Consider the following 14807-nt stretch of genomic DNA (forward strand, 5'->3'; position numbering starts at 1 on the left):
CCGGTGAACGCGTAATCGGGCGGCTCTGCCGGTCTTTTGTCGCACTCGATTATAACTATATTTGACAAAGGTTGTTGTTGCCTGACCGGGCGGCGGCGATCATGATGCCAGGGGGCCATAGAGGACGCGCATGCCGACTTTTTCTCAAAGCCTTGAACAATCCCTGCATCGTGCGCTGGCGATTGCCAACGAGCGTCATCATCAATACGCGACACTGGAACATCTCCTGCTGTCCTTGATCGACGACTCCGATGCAGCGGCCGTGATGCGCGCATGCAGCGTCGATCTCGACAAGCTGCGCGGCAGCCTCGTCAACTATCTCGAAACCGAATTCGAAAATCTGGTCACGGACGGCAGCGACGATGCCAAGCCGACCGCGGGGTTCCAGCGCGTGATCCAGCGCGCGGTGATTCACGTCCAGTCCTCCGGACGCGAGGAGGTGACCGGCGCCAATGTGCTGATCGCGATCTTCGCCGAGCGCGAAAGCCACGCCGCGTACTTCCTGCAGGAGCAGGACATGACGCGCTACGACGCCGTCAACTACATCAGCCACGGCATCGCCAAGCGGCCGGGCGTCTCCGAGGCGCGCCCCGTGCGAGGCGTCGACGAGGAGACCGAGACCAAGGGCACCGAGGACTCCAAGAAGAAGGGCGAGGCGCTGGAAACCTATTGCGTCAACCTCAACAAGAAGGCGCGCGACGGCAAGATCGATCCCGTCATCGGCCGCAACTCGGAGATCAACCGCGCCATCCAGGTGCTGTGCCGCCGCCAGAAGAACAACCCGCTGTTCGTGGGTGAAGCGGGCGTCGGCAAGACCGCGATCGCGGAAGGCCTCGCCAAGCGTATCGTCGATAGTGAGGTTCCAGAAGTTCTGGCCGCTGCCACCGTGTTCTCGCTGGACATGGGCACGCTGCTCGCCGGCACGCGCTATCGCGGCGATTTCGAAGAGCGCCTGAAGCAGGTGCTGAAGGAACTCGAGGCGCACCCCAACGCAATCCTGTTCATCGACGAGATCCATACCGTGATCGGTGCGGGCGCCACCTCCGGCGGCGCGATGGATGCGTCCAACCTGTTGAAGCCGGCGCTGGCGTCCGGAACGATCCGCTGCATGGGCTCCACCACCTACAAGGAGTACCGCCAGCACTTCGAGAAGGACCGCGCGCTGGTGCGCCGGTTCCAGAAGATCGACGTCAATGAGCCGTCGGTCGAGGATGCGATCGCGATCCTGAAGGGATTGAAGCCGTATTTCGAGGATTATCATCGCCTGAAATATACCAACGAGGCGATCGAGGCCGCGGTGCAGCTCTCCTCGCGCTACATCCACGATCGCAAGTTGCCGGACAAAGCGATCGACGTGATCGACGAATCCGGCGCGGCGCAGATGCTGGTGTCCGAGAGCAAGCGCAAGAAGACGATCGGCATCAAGGAGATCGAGACCACGATCGCCACGATGGCGCGGATTCCCCCGAAGAGCGTCTCGAAGGACGATGCCGAGGTGCTCAAGCATCTTGAGCAGACCTTGAAGCGGGTGGTGTTCGGTCAGGACAAGGCGATCGACTCGCTGTCGGCCTCGATCAAGCTGGCGCGCGCCGGCTTGCGCGAGCCGGAGAAGCCGATCGGCTGCTACCTGTTCTCAGGGCCCACCGGCGTCGGCAAGACCGAAGTGGCCAAGCAGCTCGCGGCTACACTCGGCGTGGAGCTGTTGCGCTTCGACATGTCCGAATACATGGAGCGGCACACCGTATCGCGCCTGATCGGCGCGCCTCCGGGCTATGTCGGCTTCGACCAGGGCGGTCTCCTGACCGACGGCGTCGACCAGCATCCGCATTGCGTGGTGCTGCTGGACGAGATCGAGAAGGCGCATCCGGACCTGTACAATGTGCTGCTGCAGATCATGGATCACGGCCGGCTCACCGATCACAACGGCAAGCAGGTCAATTTCCGCAACGTGATCCTGATCATGACCACGAATGCGGGCGCCGCTGACCTCGCCAGGCAGGCGTTCGGCTTCCATCGCTCGAAGCGGGAAGGCGACGATCACGAGGCGATCAACCGCCAGTTCGCGCCGGAATTCCGCAACCGGCTCGATGCGATCGTGTCGTTCGCGCATCTGTCGGTGGACGTGATCGGCATGGTGGTCGAGAAGTTCGTGCTGCAGCTCGAAGCTCAGCTCGCCGACCGTGACGTCACCATCGAGCTGTCGGAGCCGGCCAAGGCCTGGCTGATCCAGCACGGCTATGACGAGCAGATGGGCGCGCGCCCGATGGGCCGCGTGATCCAGGAGCACATCAAGAAGCCGCTGGCGGACGAGGTGCTGTTCGGCAAGCTGAAGGGCGGCGGCCATGTCCGCGTCGTCCTGGTCAAGGACGAGGCCGATCCGGAGGCCGAGAAGATCGGCTTCGAGTTCGTCGAAGGCCCGGTCACGCCCAAGTCGGAAGTGCCGGCGGCCCGCAAGCGCAAGCCGAAATCGGGCGGATCCGGCGGCTCCAAGGGGCCGGCCTCGAAGGGACCGCTGGTGAAGGCCTGATCGGCGCGAGCTGGAAGATCATTCAACTGAAAGGGCCGGCTCTCGCGCCGGCCTTTTCTTTTGCCCTTCCGCGGAGTGGCCATCGCGGCCGCTCCGCCGGTTCACTCGCCCTTCAGCCGCTGTCCGTCCCGGACCCGGACATGCTCGGCGCCTCTGGCTCCGGCCGGCGACAGGCGGAGCATACTGAGCGCCGCACCAAGCAGCGCGAACCCCACGCCGGTCGACAGTGAAAACCGCGTCCCCTCGGTCGGACTGATCGCCAGGAACATCGCAACCAACGCCGCGCCCATGGTCTGGCCCAACAGCCGAGCGGTGCCCAGCATGCCGCTGGCGCCGCCGGCGCGCTCGCGCGGGGCTGCCGCGATCATGGTGCGATTGTTCGGGGTCTGGAACAGGCCGAAGCCAAGCCCGGCCAGCGCCATCCGCCAGACCACGTCCAAGGCCGAGGGTTGGGGCGGCAACAGCGCCAGCGCGCCAAGGCCGCAGGCGAACAAGGTCAGGCCGACACCGCCGAGCAGGCCCGCCGGAACACGGTCGATCAGCCGGCCCGAGATTGGCGCGGCGATCCCAACAGCAATCGGCCAGGGCGTGATCAACAGTCCCATCTGCACGGCCGAATAGCCGAAATGACTTTCCAGATAGAAGGGGATCGCCACGAAGGCGAGCATCTGACCGCAGAAGGAGGCGATCGACGTGGCGATCGAGAGCCCGAAGATCGGAATGCGCAGCAGGTCGAGCGGCAATAGCGGCGAGGCCATGTGGGTCTCGCGGTAGAACAGCGCCACGCCGGAGATGCCGGCGACGGCGAATTCGATGGCGCAGGTCAAGAGCGCCTCGCCATGTCCGAGGCTGTCGATCGCGGCGATGCCGAAGCCGAAGGTGAGCGCGCTCAAGGCTGCGCTCTGCCAGTCGAACATGTGCGGCGAGCGCAGCGTATGCGGCAGACAGCGTATGCCCAGCGCGAACGTCAGGAAGCCGAGCGGCACGTTGATCGCGAACAGATAGGGCCAGGTCCCGACCGAGAGGATGCCGGCCGCGATGGTCGGGCCGACGGCCGCCGAGACCGCGACGACCATCGCGTTGACGCCGATGCCCCGGCCGAGCAGCGCATGCGGATAGATGAAGCGCACCAGCGCTGAGTTCACGCTGAGGATACCGGCGGCACCGAAGCCCTGCAGGATGCGGGAGAGCGTCAGCAACAACAGGGTGTGCGACAGCGCGCAGGCTGCGGAGGCGATGGTGAACAGCACGAGGCCGGCGAGATAGACGCGACGGTAGCCGATGATCTCGCCGAGCGAAGCCAGCGGCAACAGCGAGATGGTAACTGCGAGCTGGTATCCGTTGACGATCCAGATCGAGAAGGCCGGGCTGGCGTTGAGGTCGCGCGCGATGGTCGGCAGCGCGACATTGGCAATCGCGCCGTCGACGACGGCCATGATGATGCCGAGCGCGATCGTGACGATCGCCCAGTTTCGCTGCGGCAGAGGAAGGCCATCGGCGTGGACGACAGGCGAGTCCGGCATCACTCGGCGGGCTCCGGGGTCGACCGCGGTTGCGGTCCGTGTGGGGGACGGCCTGCGACAACCGTTCCGGCGGAACCCCGTTCCTTGCGCAGCCCCCTCGGGCGCCGGTCATTTCTGCTTCGGATGGACCTGGATCGCCTTGAGGTAATTGAGCACGGCCTCGGCGTCGGCGCGGTCGAATTGGAAGGTCGGCATGTCCGGGTGGATCGTCGACAGACCGCTCTGCAGACGCTGGGCAAAATCTTCGTCGTAGAGTTTGGGGTCGCCAAAAGTGCGGAAGGGCGGGGCATCCGGGTGCGGGCTGGCTCCAGTCTGACCTACCGCATGGCATCGACTGCAAAGCGTTTGCAAGAGCGCTTTTCCTCGCGCCTGCTCGCTGTCCAATGCATGGCTGGGACTGCCGACAACCCAGAGCAGCACGGCGAACAGGATGAGCTTTTTCATGCGAGCATTCCGTCGCGCGAGATGGCGGGGGCCGACGGCGGAGCTTCGGGCACGGCCTACCAGCGTCCGGTCAGCTTTTCATAGACGTAAAGCGCGACCAAGCCAATCGTGACCAGGGTCGAGACGACGGCAATCACGCGCCCCCAATCGAAGCGCGTGTTGTCGCCCTTGTTCAGCATCAGCAGCGCAAACAGGGCTTTGGGTGCAAAGCGGCGCATAGCACGGTCCTGCTGCGCCGGACCTGCGGAAGAGGCCCGGCGCGTTGCTGGGAGCTTAGCGTGTTTTGGCGCTGCGCCGCCACTCGCGCGGTGACAGGCCGAACTGTTCGCGGAACGCGCGACCGAAATGCGAGAGGTCGTTAAAGCCCCAGCTGAAAGCGATCTCGCTGATCTGACGATGTGTATGCGTCGGCGAGCCGAGGTCGCGCTGGCATCGCCTGAGACGCTCGGCGAGCACGTAGCGCCGGAACGAGGTCTCCTCGTCGGAGAACAGATCGTTGACATAGCGCGCGGACAGGCCCAGCTCGCGCGCGACCTTTGGCAGTGACAAATCGGGATCGGACAGCCGTGCGCTGATATGCGCCCTGATGCGATAGAGCAGGGCCGCGCGATGGCTGGAGCTGGGCAGGGGCTGCGTGCGGAGCCGCTCGGCCAAGGTCATGGCCAGCAGGTCGGCGGCCTGCTCCGACAGGCGCTCGGCATGCTCGGCCCCGATGTGATCGGCGCGCTCGCATAGCTTGATGATGAAGTCATAGGCGAGCGGCTGCAGCGGGCTGTCGGCGCCGAAGGTAATCGCCGTCACCGCTTCGATCGCGCCAATCCTGCGCTGCAATATCTGGCGGGGGAGCTTGAACACGGTCTGCCTGAACGCGGCATCGAACTGCAGCTCATACGGGCGCGTCGTGTCGTAGATCGCGAACTCGCCGGGCCGGATCACCGTGTCGCGGCCATCCTGGACCACGCCGCCGATCCCCTCACGTCCCAGCGCAACCAGGACGAAGTCCGCGTCAGCGCGGGAGATCCGCTGCGACGTCCGGTATACGCGTTGACGGTCCGAGCACACCTCGGAGCAGACGGCCTGTCCGAACGCGGTGTGCGTCACCGAGCCACGAAAGGCGCTGCCGAGATCGGACGTGCAGTCGAGGCCGACATAGACGTCGCAGACGATGTCCTGCCAGAGCGCCAGCCTGCGATGGCCCGGGCTTCCGTCGGTGGTGAACAGGATCGGCATCGGTCCGTCTCCTTCTGCACCTCTGTCGATTGGATAGCCTCAAGGCAGCAAATTCCGGGCCGGCTGGGCGATTGGCCGCCCCGCAGTCGAATTTTCGTTCCCTGCAAGACGAGCGCGAATACCGCCTGGGGTCAATAGTGCACGCGAGCGTCGAGGCGGCGGGGCGCGCCGCGATTTGCAACAGGGAGCAACAGCGATGGGAATCGTACATCCGAAATACAAGGTGGCGGTGGTGCAGGCCGCACCCGCCTGGTTGGACCTCGAAGCCTCGATCAGGAAGACCATCGCGCTGATCGAGGAGGCGGCCGACAAGGGCGCCAAGCTGGTCGCCTTCCCGGAGGTGTTCATCCCCGGCTACCCTTGGCACATCTGGATGGACGCGCCGGCCTGGTGCATCGGCCGCGGCTTCACGCAGCGCTATTTCGACAATTCGCTGTCCTATGACAGCCCGGAGGCCGAGGCGCTGCGTGCGGCCGTGCGCAAGGCGAAGCTCACGGCCGTGCTCGGCTTATCCGAGCGCGACGGCGGCAGCCTCTACATCGCGCAATGGCTGATCGGTCCGGACGGCGAGACGATTGCCAAACGCCGCAAGTTGCGGCCGACCCATGCCGAGCGCACCGTGTATGGCGAGGGCGACGGCAGCGATCTCGCCGTACACGAGCGACCCGACATCGGCCGGCTCGGCGCGCTGTGCTGCTGGGAGCACCTGCAGCCGCTCTCGAAATATGCGATGTACGCCCAGAACGAGCAGGTGCACGTCGCGGCCTGGCCGAGCTTCTCGCTCTACGACCCGTTCGCGCCGGCGCTCGGCGCCGAGGTCAATAATGCGGCCTCGCGCGTCTATGCGGTGGAAGGATCGTGTTTCGTACTGGCGCCCTGTGCGACGGTGTCGCAGTCGATGATCGACGAGCTCTGCGACCGCCCCGACAAGCATGCGCTGCTGCATGTCGGCGGCGGTCACGCCGCGATCTTCGGTCCGGACGGCAGCTCGCTGGCTCAGAAGCTACCGCCGGATCAGGAAGGTTTGCTGATTGCCGAGATCGATCTCGGCATGATTGGCATCGCCAAGAATGCCGCCGATCCCGCCGGGCACTATTCGCGGCCGGACGTGACGCGGCTGCTGCTCAACAAGAAGCCGTTCAACCGGGTCGAGCAGTTCGCGCTGCCGGTGGACGGCATATCGCCGACTGCTCAGGCCGGCGAGGTTTCGGCGGGGCGACCCGTCGAAGCCGCCTGAAGGATGGTGTCACGGAGTCCGCGATCACTGCGCAACTCACCGTTGCGCGCTCTCGCGATCGCTGCGTCGATGGCGACTGCACGCCGCCTTGTCCATCCGTACGTCGCCCGCCACAAGCCGAGCGTCTCCGCGTCGTGACGGCTTGGTTCGGCGTGCAGTATCGCGGCGAGGGACCGTGGCGTTGCCGCCCTGGTGTCCAGCTTTCTGAAGTCCGCGTCGGACGAGGACGCTTAGGTGCCGGCTTCCGGCTTGTGCGACGGAGCAAGCTTGCGAGGCCGTGCGGGCCGCGCCGGTGCCGGGGCACTATGCGGCTGCAGCGTGACGATCACGGGATTGGGCTTGTGGTCGGTGGCTGCGCCGGTCGCGGCATCGACGCCCATGCCGATCAGCCCGCCGGCAAGGACGTTGCCCGCGAAGCCGGCCGCGCCCGCGGCCGGAATGTCCTTCGTCAGCGGCACGATCTGGGTCTCGTAGCCTTCCTTCGCGATGGTGACCGTGACGTCGGCATTGCGCTTGGCCACGAACGCACAAGGCGTCATGCACGTCATCGGTGCTTCGAGACCCGAGACCGTCGCCTCCGCGCCCGATGGCGTCGATGCGACGCTGATCGTTTCCGTTGTCCCTCGCGTCACCGACGCGCAGCCGCCCACCATGGCGCACAGCGCCAAGCACCCCAAAACACGCATTAAAACTGTTCCCCCAGCACCCTGCGGCAATCAAGCGCAACCGGGGAGGCGGGGCAAGGACAAAGCCCTATCGGAAAGGGAGTTCTCTGGGAATTCTGTTAGCTGTTGCCCTCGCGCAATCCCTTGGCCACGGCCTTTTGCGCGTCGAATTCGGCGCGCCGCCGCGCCAATTCCTCCGGGCTCAGCAGCGCGGGATTGCTGTAGTCCCGCTTCCAGCCGGCATCCTCGCTCCAGCGCAGCGGCGACTGCATGGTGGTTTGCGGGCCAGGTGCGCTTTCCAAGAGCTGCAAGGCCAGCTCGAGCGTCAGGGCTTGCGAGGCGGCATCGTGCGGCTTGCCGGCGGAATTGCCGAGCGGAAAATCCGAGAACAGAAAGCGCGGCACCGCGACGTGCTCGACGATGTCCTTGGCGCAGCCCATGATGACGGTGGCGATGCCGTTCGCTTCCAGATGCCGCGCCACCAGGCTGACGGTCTGGTGACACACCGGGCAGTTCGGCACCAGCACGACGGCATCGACGTCGTCGGCACGACAGCGCGCCAGGATCTCCGGCGCATCGGTCTCGATGGTGGCGCGATGGCTGCGGTTGGTCGGTGCGCCGAAGAAGCGCGGCGCGACTTCGCCGATGCGGCCCTCGCGGGCGAGCCGCATCAGCTGTGGCAGCGGAAACCAGGTGCCGGAGTCCTCGGCCGAGGTGTGCACGCGGTCATAAGCGATGTGGGAAATGCGCAGATCATGCGTCTTCGACGTATCGCCATCATAGACCGAGTAGAACTTGGCGCCGCCATTGTATGGCGCACCGGGGCCTTGATTGCCCTTGGCGGGATCGTAAGGCGCCGCCGTCGTGACGATGGTGACGCGCGATTGGCGGAGCGGCTTCTTCAAGGGCTGGAATGGCGCGGATGTGTAGTGCGCCCACCGATAGGGCGTGTCATAGCCGATTGCGAGATAGTAGTCGCGCGTACGCGCCATATAGGGCAGCGGCACATCGTCGTCCGGCGCGAAGCCGAACCGATCATCGGCGTCTGTCATGCCTGACGTTCCTCGGTAAAATAGTCGTTGCGTGAAATTGCTGACGTTGGACGCGGTGTGTCAAGCTGCCGCGTCGAGGAACATGCAGCGGCCTCACGCTTTGAGGGGAGGGAACGCCGACCGGTTCCGACTGGATCATGCAACCTTTGCAGATGCTTGCCGCAATCCGCCTCTTCTGTATGGGCCTCTGCCTGGCGTTCGCAGCGCCAGCTGCTGCATTGGCCGAAGAGACGGCCAAGCCGCCGGTCGCCGAGCCGCCGCCCGCGCCACAGGCTTCGTCGCCAAGCTCCGCTCAGCCGGCCAAGGATGACGCGAAGCCGGATGCGCCCCAGGAGAAGGCGGAGGAGAAGGCCGCGCCTCCGGCCCCTGCCGGGGCCGCCGCGCAAGCCACGGAGCCCAAGCGGGAGGATCCGAGAGAAAGCGACACCCGCGAAGCCATCTGCCTGATGATCGAATCCGCGGCCCGGGCGAACAACCTGCCGCTCGAATTCTTCGCCCGCGTGATCTGGCAGGAGAGCCGCTTCCAGGCGGACGCGGAGGGGCCGGTCACCCGCAATGGCCAGCGCGCGCAGGGCATCGCGCAGTTCATGCCGGGGACAGCGGACGAGCGGCGGCTGCTCGATCCGTTCGATCCAGTGCAGGCGCTGCCGAAATCGGCTCAATTCCTGGCCGAGCTGCGTGACCAGTTCGGCAATCTCGGGCTGGCCGCAGCGGCGTATAATGCCGGCCCGCGCCGGGTGCAGGACTGGCTCGCCGGCAAGGGCCAGATGCCCTATGAGACGCGCAATTACGTCTCGGCCATTACCGGGACGACGATCGACGATTGGGCCACGGCGGGCAAGGGCGGCAAGCCGCCACCGAACTCGCCACCCACCTCCTGTCATCAGCTGATGGCGCTGCTCAAGCGCGCGCCGAATCCGTTCGTCACCCAGCTCGAACAGCACGTCGCGCTGGCCGCGGCCAAGCTCTGGGGCGTGCAGCTCGCCGCCGGCTTCGACCGCAACAAGGCGTTGGCGATGTATGCCCGCGCCATCCGGGGACTCAGCGCGATCATCGGCGACCGCGATCCAAGTCTATTGTCGTCGGTGATGCGCTCGCGCGGCTCCCATCCGTTCTACCAGGTGCGGATCGGCGCCGACACGCGCGCTGAGGCCGACGACCTCTGCAACCGCATCCGCCGCGCCCGTGGCGCCTGCTTCGTGCTGCGCAACAGAGGCGTGTGACGACCAGCCTCGGCGGCCGATGGGGGCGGTGAGATTGCGCGAGCGCAATTGCGGTGTCCGGGCAATTGGGTAGACTCCGCGCCAGACAATTGGACCTTGCTGATGACCACAGAGACCGATCTTCGCCCGGGGGAAGTCACCGTCGAGGCGCCGCCGCCGCACGATGCCCAGCTCTATTTCATCGGACGGATCCGCACGCCCTGGACCTCCAGGCTGGAGACGCCACGGCAGGGCAGCCATGAGGGGCCGGTGTGCCGGCTCGAAATCTTCGAGCCGTGGGTGCCGGCGCTGAAGGGCGTCGACTTCTACACCCATCTGGAGGTGATCTATTGGCTGCACCGCTCGCGCCGCGATCTCGTGCTGCAGAGCCCGAAACATCACGACGAGAAGACCCGCGGCACCTTCTCGCTGCGGTCGCCAGTGCGGCCCAACCCGATCGGGACCTCAACGGTGAAGTTCGTCGCCCTCGAAGGCAATACGGTGCTGGTGCGTGGGCTCGATTGCCTCGACGAGACGCCGCTGCTCGACATCAAGCCGGACCGCTGCGTGTTCTCGCCGCTCTCGCAGCAGCAGGTGGTGGGTGTCGGCGGCAAGTAGCAAGCGCGACACCGTCATTGCGAGGCGCGCATGCGCCGAAGCAATCCAGAATCTTCGTTTGGCTCAGGATTGCGTCGTTTCGCTCGCAATGACGGAAGCAGCAGTAATCAGCCCTTCAGGGCCGCTGCCAACTTCGCCGCGTGCTCTTCCAGCACCTTGGGGTCTTCCTTGCGGCTCGCGGGCGGCAGCAGGGAATCGCCGGTATGGCGGGGCATCACATGCACATGCAGGTGGAACACCACCTGGCCGCCGGCGTGCTCGTTGAACTGCTGGATGGTGATGCCGTCGGCATTGAATGCCGACTTGGCGGCGCGAGCGATCTTGCGGGTCGCGCGCGCCACATGGAGATAATCCTCTTCGGTGATGTCGAGGATGTTGCGGGCAGGGGCCTTCGGGATCACCAGCGTGTGGCCGGGCACGCGCGGCATGATGTCGAGGAAGGCCAGCACATGGTCGTTCTCATAGACCTTGTAGCTGGGGAATTCGCCGCGCAGGATTTTTGCGAACGGATTGTTGGGATCATAGGCGGTCATTGCTGCACCTCGGGGCTCCTCGGACGGCGCTACTTTCCTCGCCGTCCGCCAAAGGTCAAGGGCCGGTCAGGACGGCTCGTCCATCGCTTTGCGGAACGGCCCGGCCTCGGTGAGCTCGCGGCCGACCTCGTCGACATAGGCGCGCTCGCGCTTCAGATAATCGTCGATGGCGCGGCGCAGGCCGCGATCGGCGATGAAGTGGGCGGAATAGGTGGTCTGCGGCAGGTAGCCGCGGGCGATCTTGTGCTCGCCCTGCGCGCCGGCTTCCACGACCCTGAGCCGGCGCTCAATCGCAAACTCGATCGCCTGATAGTAGCAGACCTCGAAATGCAGGAACGGGTGGTGCTCGATCGCGCCCCAATTGCGCCCGAACAGCGTGTCGGAGCCGATGAAGTTGATCGCGCCTGCGATCCAGCGGCCCTCGCGTCTGGCCATCACCAGCAGCACGTCGTCGGCCATGCTCGCGCCGATCAGCGAAAAGAATTTCCGGTTGAGATAGGGGCGGCCCCATTTGCGCGAGCCGGTGTCCATATAGAAGTCGAAGAAGGCGTCCCAGGCCTCTTCCGTGATGTCCTTGCCGGTCAGCCGGTGGATCGTGATTCCATTCGCCAGTGCGTCGCGCCGCTCGCGCTTGATCGCCTTGCGGTGGCGGGAATTCAGCGTCGCCAGGAAATCGTCGAAGGTTGCGAAGCCCTCGTTGTGCCAGTGAAACTGCTGGTCCGTGCGCTGCAGGAAACCCTGCCGTGCCAGCAGCTCCCATTCATGCTCGCGGGCAAAGGTGACATGGACGGAAGAGGCCTCGCTGATCCCGCATAGCGCAATCAGCCCCTGCGCGAGCGCATTGCCGATTTGGGCCCGGTCTTCGCCGGCACGGATCATGAGGCGGGGACCTGTGGCCGGGGTGAACGGAACCGAGACCTGCAGCTTCGGGTAATAGCGGCCGCCGGCGCGCTCATAGGCATCCGCCCAGCCGCGGTCGAAGACATATTCGCCTTGCGAGTGCGATTTCAGATAGCAGGGCACGATGCCGACGATCCGCTCGTTGACCTTGGCCACGAGATGGCGCGGCGCCCAGCCGGTGCGGATCGTGGCGCAGCCGGAGGCTTCGGCAGCAGACAAAAATGCGTGCGAGACGAAAGGGTTATAGGACTGGCTGAGATCGTCGCACGAACTCGGCAGCTTTGCCGGACCTCGCGGATTGGCGCAGGCGTCCCAGTCGGCGGCCGGAATCTCGCCAATCCCGGGCAGAGCTTCGAGCGTGATCTCAGATGATGCCATCGAACCCTTGGAAGCCCTTGGAAGAGGTGGAGGGACGAGCGCTTCCCGTCAGGCCCCTCGCTTTAAGATCGTGCATCGCAGCAGCAACTGCAAGGTCGCTCTCAAGCCTCCGGCACAAAGCCTTCGAAAATCATCTGATCTGCGTAGCGGGCGGCGGCCTGGCGCTGCTCCGGGGTACGCACCGTCCAGGCCAGCAGCGGGCAGCCGAACACATTGCGCGCGATCCAGGGCGCGGGCGCCGGCAGCTGATTGACCCAATAGGCGACGAAATGCGGCTGAGTGCGGAACCCGTGCTTCAGATGCAGCATGCTGTCGCGCTGCTCACGCGTCAGCTTGTTCCAGTAACCGTCCTCATAGTTCCGCTGGGCGACGATGCCGCGCGGCAGCTTCGGCATGATCTCGCGCAGCGCCATCACCTGGTCCGGGTCGAAGGACATCCCCACCACGGGACCCGAATAGGTGGCCAGCACCTCGGCCATCCGTTTCACCAGGCGGCGATCGCCGTTGAAAAAGCTTTTCACCTCGATGACCAGCGGCACGCGGCCGGCGACGAGGTTGCAGAGATCGGCGAGCGTCATCATGCGCTCACCGGTGTTCTTGAAGGGGAGCGCTTGCAGCTCGGCTGCGGTCTTCTCGATCAGATAGCCGGAGCCCTCGGTGAGCCGGCCGAGCTCATGGTCATGATGCACCATGGCCTCGCCATCGGCCGACAACTGGATGTCGCATTCGATGGCGAAATTGCCGGCCACTGCGGCGCGCGCCGCGGCCGGCATGTTCTCGACCACGCCGCGGGCGATGTCATGCAGCCCGCGATGGGCGACGGGGCGGGCGGTCAGCCAGTCAGGTGCACGCATGTTGGCCCCGTCCGCTCTGCCAAGCTTCAGGCGATTTCGAACACGCCTTCGACTTCCACCGCCGCATCGGCCGGCAGCGCGGCGACGCCGACGGTGGTGCGGGCATGGCGGCCCTTGTCGCCGAACACGGCGACCATCAGGTCCGAGGCGCCGTTCAGCACTTTCGGGCCGTCCAGGAAATCCGGCGCCGAGTTGACGAAGCCGCCGAGCCGAACCACGCGCACGACCTTCTCGAGGTCGCCGACCGCAGCCTTCACCTGGGCCAGCAGGTTGATGGCGCAGCCGCGGGCGGCCGCCGCGCCGTCTTCCACCGAGACGCCAGCGCCGAGCTTGCCCTTGGCGATCAGATTGCCGTCTGCGCCGAAGCAGACCTGGCCCGAGACAAACAGCAGATTGCCTGATCGGACGAAGGGGACGTAATTCGCCACCGGCGCCGCGGGCTGAGGCAAGGTGATGCCCTGAGCCGCCAAATTCTGTTCAACCGTACCCGCCATGGATATCCCCGTCTGGTCATGAATGGCCGATCCGACGGTCGGACCGGCGGCTTTCTTTGGCGTATCGCACCGTCACTTGCAAGTCGGCCGCAGAGCCATAACCAGCTGCCGAAATCTGCAGCAGCGCCTCCAGTCGCGGTCCGCGTGCGACTGGATCATTCGCACGTTTACGTGAGGCAGCCCCAGTTGCGACGCAATGCCACGATCTCTAATGTGACGGTTCTTTTATCGGCCTTGGAAAGACTCACATGGCTCATTCGTTTCGACCGGCGATCGGTGCGCTGGCTATTGCCGCAATGTCCTTCGGCTCGGCGCAGGCCGCGGCCGGAGCGCCGTTCCTGCCGCATCAGGCGCTCTACGATCTGAGCCTGGTGAAGTCGCGCGGATCGAGCCCGATCAACAGCGCGCGCGGCCGGATCCTTTACAATTTCTCGGGCAATGCCTGCGAGGGTTACACCTCCGAATTCCGCCAGGTCTCCGAACTCGACGTCGGTGAAGGCAAGGTGACGTTGAGCGATTTGCGCTCGACGGCGTGGGAGGACGGCGCCGGCAAGAGCTACCGGTTCAAGATCGACTCGCGGACCAACGACACCGACTCCAATCCGGTCGATGGCATTGCCGAGCGCACCGGTGATCATATCACGGTCAAATTGAAGCAGCCGGAGCCTAAGACCTTCACGCTCGACGGCAAGACGGTGTTTCCGACCGAGCAGATCCAGCGCATCATTGCCGCGGCTCGCGAGGGTAAATCGTTGCTTGAACTCACCGTCTACGACGGCTCGGACAATGGCGAGAAGGTCTACAATACGTTGTCCGTGATCGGGCAGCCGATTCCCGCCGACAAGGCGGTTTCCGCGCCTGATCCAGCGACTGCGAGCGAGCAGATGAAGGGGCTGACCCGCTGGCCGGTTACCGTGAGCTATTACGACAACGAGGCGAAGAAGACGGAAGGCGAACAGACGCCGATCTATTCAATGTCGTTCGAGCTGTACGAGAATGGCGTGTCGCGTTCGCTGGTGCTCGACTACAATGATTTCGTCATTGCCGGCGCGGTGAGCAAGTTCGACATCAAGGACAACAAGGACGCCAAGCCCTGCAGCAACTGACGTCGTCGAGTCGTCGGTCTCTTGGCCTTTCCGGCTTCGATGTG

At 65.1% G+C, this 14807-nt stretch carries 15 protein-coding genes; 5 read left to right on the forward strand and 10 right to left on the reverse strand.

Annotated features, from left to right (window positions below; translation table 11 throughout):
- Positions 1 to 130 precede the first annotated feature (130 nt).
- Entirely contained in the window at positions 131 to 2527 is a 2397-nt protein-coding gene (clpA, locus tag QX071_RS13840; protein WP_315703272.1) for an ATP-dependent Clp protease ATP-binding subunit ClpA, read from the forward strand.
- Positions 2528 to 2628: 101 nt separating this feature from the next.
- Here clpA and QX071_RS13845 read toward each other — a convergent pair whose 3' ends face one another.
- From QX071_RS13845 to QX071_RS13860, 4 genes are all read right to left on the reverse strand, one after another.
- The gene (locus tag QX071_RS13845; RefSeq protein ID WP_315703273.1) at positions 2629 to 4050 is read right to left on the reverse strand and encodes an MFS transporter; all 1422 of its coding nucleotides are present in this window, start codon (positions 4048 to 4050) and stop codon (positions 2629 to 2631) included.
- Positions 4051 to 4158: 108 nt separating this feature from the next.
- Positions 4159 to 4494 carry a cytochrome c gene (locus QX071_RS13850; RefSeq protein ID WP_315703274.1) on the reverse strand — a complete coding sequence of 112 codons (336 nt, stop codon included), beginning with the start codon at positions 4492 to 4494 and terminating at the stop codon, positions 4159 to 4161.
- Between the two features lie 56 nt (positions 4495 to 4550).
- Positions 4551 to 4712, reverse strand: coding sequence for a hypothetical protein (locus QX071_RS13855; protein ID WP_315703275.1), 162 nt, complete (start codon positions 4710 to 4712; stop codon positions 4551 to 4553).
- A 55-nt stretch (positions 4713 to 4767) separates the two neighbouring features.
- A complete protein-coding gene (locus tag QX071_RS13860) occupies positions 4768 to 5724 on the reverse strand; it encodes a helix-turn-helix domain-containing protein (protein WP_315703276.1) in 957 nt (318 codons plus the stop codon).
- 196 nt (positions 5725 to 5920) lie between these two features.
- On the opposite strand from QX071_RS13860, the gene QX071_RS13865 reads away from it, so the two are divergent.
- Entirely contained in the window at positions 5921 to 6961 is a 1041-nt protein-coding gene (locus QX071_RS13865) for a carbon-nitrogen hydrolase family protein (protein WP_315703277.1), read from the forward strand.
- Between the two features lie 230 nt (positions 6962 to 7191).
- On the opposite strand, the gene QX071_RS13870 is transcribed toward QX071_RS13865, so the two are convergent.
- Positions 7192 to 7647, reverse strand: coding sequence for a PEGA domain-containing protein (locus QX071_RS13870; RefSeq protein WP_315703278.1), 456 nt, complete (start codon positions 7645 to 7647; stop codon positions 7192 to 7194).
- A 98-nt stretch (positions 7648 to 7745) separates the two neighbouring features.
- Positions 7746 to 8678 carry a glycine/sarcosine/betaine reductase selenoprotein B family protein gene (locus tag QX071_RS13875; protein ID WP_315703279.1) on the reverse strand — a complete coding sequence of 311 codons (933 nt, stop codon included), beginning with the start codon at positions 8676 to 8678 and terminating at the stop codon, positions 7746 to 7748.
- Positions 8679 to 8830: 152 nt separating this feature from the next.
- Between QX071_RS13875 and QX071_RS13880 the strand changes: the two genes are divergently transcribed.
- Both QX071_RS13880 and tsaA read left to right on the forward strand, forming a co-directional pair.
- The gene (locus QX071_RS13880) at positions 8831 to 9901 is read left to right on the forward strand and encodes a transglycosylase SLT domain-containing protein (RefSeq protein ID WP_409977515.1); all 1071 of its coding nucleotides are present in this window, start codon (positions 8831 to 8833) and stop codon (positions 9899 to 9901) included.
- 102 nt (positions 9902 to 10003) lie between these two features.
- Positions 10004 to 10498: a tRNA (N6-threonylcarbamoyladenosine(37)-N6)-methyltransferase TrmO gene (gene tsaA / locus QX071_RS13885; protein WP_315703281.1), complete on the forward strand. Its 495-nt coding sequence runs from the start codon at positions 10004 to 10006 to the stop codon at positions 10496 to 10498.
- Between the two features lie 107 nt (positions 10499 to 10605).
- On the opposite strand, the gene QX071_RS13890 is transcribed toward tsaA, so the two are convergent.
- The 4 genes from QX071_RS13890 to QX071_RS13905 form a co-directional block, all read right to left on the reverse strand.
- On the reverse strand, positions 10606 to 11031 hold the full coding sequence (locus tag QX071_RS13890; protein WP_315703282.1) for an HIT family protein: 426 nt from the start codon (positions 11029 to 11031) through the stop codon (positions 10606 to 10608).
- Positions 11032 to 11097: 66 nt separating this feature from the next.
- A complete protein-coding gene (locus tag QX071_RS13895) occupies positions 11098 to 12309 on the reverse strand; it encodes a GNAT family N-acetyltransferase (protein WP_315703283.1) in 1212 nt (403 codons plus the stop codon).
- A 101-nt stretch (positions 12310 to 12410) separates the two neighbouring features.
- On the reverse strand, positions 12411 to 13163 hold the full coding sequence (locus tag QX071_RS13900; RefSeq protein ID WP_315703284.1) for a glycerophosphodiester phosphodiesterase: 753 nt from the start codon (positions 13161 to 13163) through the stop codon (positions 12411 to 12413).
- 26 nt (positions 13164 to 13189) lie between these two features.
- Positions 13190 to 13657 carry a RidA family protein gene (locus QX071_RS13905; protein WP_315703285.1) on the reverse strand — a complete coding sequence of 156 codons (468 nt, stop codon included), beginning with the start codon at positions 13655 to 13657 and terminating at the stop codon, positions 13190 to 13192.
- Positions 13658 to 13905: 248 nt separating this feature from the next.
- On the opposite strand from QX071_RS13905, the gene QX071_RS13910 reads away from it, so the two are divergent.
- A complete protein-coding gene (locus QX071_RS13910; RefSeq protein ID WP_315703286.1) occupies positions 13906 to 14763 on the forward strand; it encodes a cell envelope integrity EipB family protein in 858 nt (285 codons plus the stop codon).
- The last annotated feature ends 44 nt before the right edge of the window (positions 14764 to 14807 follow it).

The sequence above is a fragment of the Bradyrhizobium sp. SZCCHNS1022 genome, assembly GCF_032484835.1.
Lineage (GTDB): Bacteria > Pseudomonadota > Alphaproteobacteria > Rhizobiales > Xanthobacteraceae > Bradyrhizobium.

What these genes read in the sequence shown, in the direction of transcription:
- clpA (WP_315703272.1), top strand. Translation starts at nt 131, where the DNA reads ATGCCGACTTTTTCTCAAAGCCTTGAACAATCCCTGCATCGTGCGCTG.
- QX071_RS13845 (WP_315703273.1), bottom strand. Translation starts at nt 4,050, where the DNA reads ATGCCGGACTCGCCTGTCGTCCACGCCGATGGCCTTCCTCTGCCGCAG.
- QX071_RS13850 (WP_315703274.1), bottom strand. Translation starts at nt 4,494, where the DNA reads ATGAAAAAGCTCATCCTGTTCGCCGTGCTGCTCTGGGTTGTCGGCAGT.
- QX071_RS13855 (WP_315703275.1), bottom strand. Translation starts at nt 4,712, where the DNA reads ATGCGCCGCTTTGCACCCAAAGCCCTGTTTGCGCTGCTGATGCTGAAC.
- QX071_RS13860 (WP_315703276.1), bottom strand. Translation starts at nt 5,724, where the DNA reads ATGCCGATCCTGTTCACCACCGACGGAAGCCCGGGCCATCGCAGGCTG.
- QX071_RS13865 (WP_315703277.1), top strand. Translation starts at nt 5,921, where the DNA reads ATGGGAATCGTACATCCGAAATACAAGGTGGCGGTGGTGCAGGCCGCA.
- QX071_RS13870 (WP_315703278.1), bottom strand. Translation starts at nt 7,647, where the DNA reads ATGCGTGTTTTGGGGTGCTTGGCGCTGTGCGCCATGGTGGGCGGCTGC.
- QX071_RS13875 (WP_315703279.1), bottom strand. Translation starts at nt 8,678, where the DNA reads ATGACAGACGCCGATGATCGGTTCGGCTTCGCGCCGGACGACGATGTG.
- QX071_RS13880 (WP_409977515.1), top strand. Translation starts at nt 8,831, where the DNA reads ATGCTTGCCGCAATCCGCCTCTTCTGTATGGGCCTCTGCCTGGCGTTC.
- tsaA (WP_315703281.1), top strand. Translation starts at nt 10,004, where the DNA reads ATGACCACAGAGACCGATCTTCGCCCGGGGGAAGTCACCGTCGAGGCG.
- QX071_RS13890 (WP_315703282.1), bottom strand. Translation starts at nt 11,031, where the DNA reads ATGACCGCCTATGATCCCAACAATCCGTTCGCAAAAATCCTGCGCGGC.
- QX071_RS13895 (WP_315703283.1), bottom strand. Translation starts at nt 12,309, where the DNA reads ATGGCATCATCTGAGATCACGCTCGAAGCTCTGCCCGGGATTGGCGAG.
- QX071_RS13900 (WP_315703284.1), bottom strand. Translation starts at nt 13,163, where the DNA reads ATGCGTGCACCTGACTGGCTGACCGCCCGCCCCGTCGCCCATCGCGGG.
- QX071_RS13905 (WP_315703285.1), bottom strand. Translation starts at nt 13,657, where the DNA reads ATGGCGGGTACGGTTGAACAGAATTTGGCGGCTCAGGGCATCACCTTG.
- QX071_RS13910 (WP_315703286.1), top strand. Translation starts at nt 13,906, where the DNA reads ATGGCTCATTCGTTTCGACCGGCGATCGGTGCGCTGGCTATTGCCGCA.